Annotated in this window: 3 protein-coding genes; 1 reads left to right on the top strand and 2 read right to left on the bottom strand. The window is 68.7% G+C overall.

The window, feature by feature from the left end:
• Positions 1-159: 159 nt before the first annotated feature.
• Both G6024_RS14720 and G6024_RS14715 read right to left on the bottom strand, forming a co-directional pair.
• Positions 160-507, bottom strand: a complete 348-nt coding sequence (locus G6024_RS14720; RefSeq protein ID WP_069389515.1) for a histone-like nucleoid-structuring protein Lsr2 — start codon at positions 505-507, stop codon at positions 160-162.
• Between the two features lie 142 nt (positions 508-649).
• Positions 650-1,342: a sirohydrochlorin chelatase gene (locus G6024_RS14715; RefSeq protein ID WP_159149054.1), complete on the bottom strand. Its 693-nt coding sequence runs from the start codon at positions 1,340-1,342 to the stop codon at positions 650-652.
• A gap of 81 nt (positions 1,343-1,423) precedes the next feature.
• Here G6024_RS14715 and G6024_RS14710 point away from each other — a divergent pair, with 81 nt between their 5' ends.
• Positions 1,424-2,209, top strand: coding sequence for a lysophospholipid acyltransferase family protein (locus tag G6024_RS14710; RefSeq protein ID WP_159149053.1), 786 nt, complete (start codon positions 1,424-1,426; stop codon positions 2,207-2,209).
• Positions 2,210-2,295: the final 86 nt, after the last annotated feature.

Raw genomic sequence — 2,295 nt, 5'->3', positions numbered from 1 at the left:
GTCAGCGTGCGAAAAGGTCAGCGTGCGAAAAGAAGGGCCCGCAGCCCCTCGCGGGGACTGTGGGCCTTACCTTTGCACGCGATTCCAGTTCGTCGCCTCGTCGAGTGGCGACAGGGTTGGTCCGCGTCCGTGTGTTGGTCGTACAGACCGGTGTCCGTATCAGTTGGCCGCGGCGTAGGCGTCCATGATGTCGGACGGAATTCGGCCGCGGTCGGAGACCTCGTAACCGTTGCTGCGGGCCCATTCGCGAATCGCCTTGGTATCGCCCGAGGACGACGAGGACTTGGCCGCCGCCCGGCGTGCAGGCTTGGCCTTGCCACTGGACGAGACACGATGGCCGTTCTCCACGTACGGAGCCATTACCTCGCGGAATTTCTCAGCATTCTCGTCGCTGAGGTCGATCGTGTATTCCTTACCGTCAAATGCGAACGTGATCGTATTGGCGTCGCTGCCGAGATCCGTTCCGTCGAGGTCGTCGATGTACTGCACCTGGAACTGCTGTGCCATGTGTTCTTCTCCCTTGGCCGGCTCTGTTCTCTATATGAAGACATTATGCACAGGGAAGTCGACATACGCACACGTATGTTTTGGATAACGCTTCTCGACAATGTTTTCAGTGCTGAACTTTTCGGGGATATTCCACAGTTGTTCAGTGGCCGAAAGAGTCGGAATTCTCGCGATATCTCCGCACGATGAGATCGACGATCTCCGGGTGTGCGCCGAGTGGCGGAGAGACGATATCCCCGCCTGCCGCGGCCATTCGATCGGCGAAGAAACCGGGGGCGAGAAGGTGGGTCGCGACCGCCACCCGTCGTCGCCCCCCGGTGCGGAACTGCTCGACCGCCTCGGCGACGGTCGGGACCGCCGCGGAAGCGAAACCCGAGGTCACCGGCACGCCCATGAGGTCGGAGAGCCTGTCGGCGAGCGCCCTCGTCTCCGCGATCGACGACGCGTTCTTACTCCCCGCCGCGCCCAGGACCACGGCGTCCGCGCCGAACGCGCCCACCGCGCCGGCCTCGGCGAGCCGCTGCATCAATGCCCGCACGACCTCCGGTTCCGCGCCGAGGTGCGGCGTCTGGACGACCGGGCCGGGGGCGTCGCGGCAGGCCTGCCCGACGTCGTGGGTGACGTGGTAACCGCGGGCGAGAAAAGCCGGGACCACGACCGTCGGTGCGCCGTCGGCGAGTATCCGGCCCGGGCCGGGTGACTGGACGTCCACCCAGGACAGTCGGCAGTCCACGCCGGCCAGCTGTTTACGCGCTTCCAGCAGGACCCGACCCAGCACGCGGCGGCCGGCCGCCGCCCGGGTGCCGTGGGCGACCAGCAGGAGGCGGGGGTTCATGACGTCATCCCGGGAGCGCTCACCCTTCGAGCATGCCGCAATCCGGGTGCGGGGCGGCACCCGCTCGGCGACACTGGGGGGATGAACGCAGGCGGCAGGCGGGGTGCGCGGCCAGAGGTGACCGTGGCCAACTGGGAGGCCGTGTACGACTTCTACGGCCCCGGTCGTCGGCGCGACGGCGTCACCCACCCGCTGCTGGCTCTCGTCGGGGCCGTCTATGCCCCCGAGCTGCGGATCGCGCCGGAAACCGTGTCCGAGCTGCACCGTCTCCACGACGCCGGGGTGGGGATCGTCGTCGCCGCCAACCACCCGTCCAAGCACGACCCGTTCGTCCTGGCCTCGGGCGTGTTCGACAAGCGGGTCCGGTTCCTGTCGAGCGGCACGGGCCTGACCAAGGACCCGCTCTTCCGGAGCCCGCTGCGCCCGGTCTTCGAGTACACGGGGACGGTCCCGGTGTTCCGGGCCAAGAACTACCAGGGCACGGCACGCGAGGTGCACGATGCGGCGGCGGCCCGGCTCATCGGTCTCTGCGTGGATCGTCTCACCTCGGGCGGCGTGGTCCTGACGTTCGTCGAGGGGACCAACTCCTCGGCCGACGACCTGCGCACGCTCCGTCTCGACTCGGTCAAGAAGGGGGTGGGCCAGATGGTCCGCGGGGTCCGCGTGGAGGGCGGCCGGGTGGCGGTCCTACCGGTCGGGATCGTCTACCACGGGCGGGAGCACGCCAGGACACCTCCGCGACGCCCGGTGCTGGCCGCGGGTCGGCCCATCGTGTGGGAGGGCCCGGGGGCCCCGCCGGCGATCGACGAGGTGCGAAGCGCGGTGCGCGACGGGATCGACGACGCCCTCACCGCCGCCTGGGAGTAGACGGCCGCCCTGCCCGGACTGCCCTGCTCAGACCACGCCGGGGACGACCTCGAACTCCACCCCGACGGCGTCGAGTTCGCGGGCCC

It is taken from the genome of Dietzia maris (assembly GCF_014144855.1).
Taxonomy (GTDB): Bacteria; Actinomycetota; Actinomycetes; order Mycobacteriales; family Mycobacteriaceae; genus Dietzia; species Dietzia kunjamensis.
This window is presented reverse-complemented; position numbering and strand designations above follow the sequence as displayed.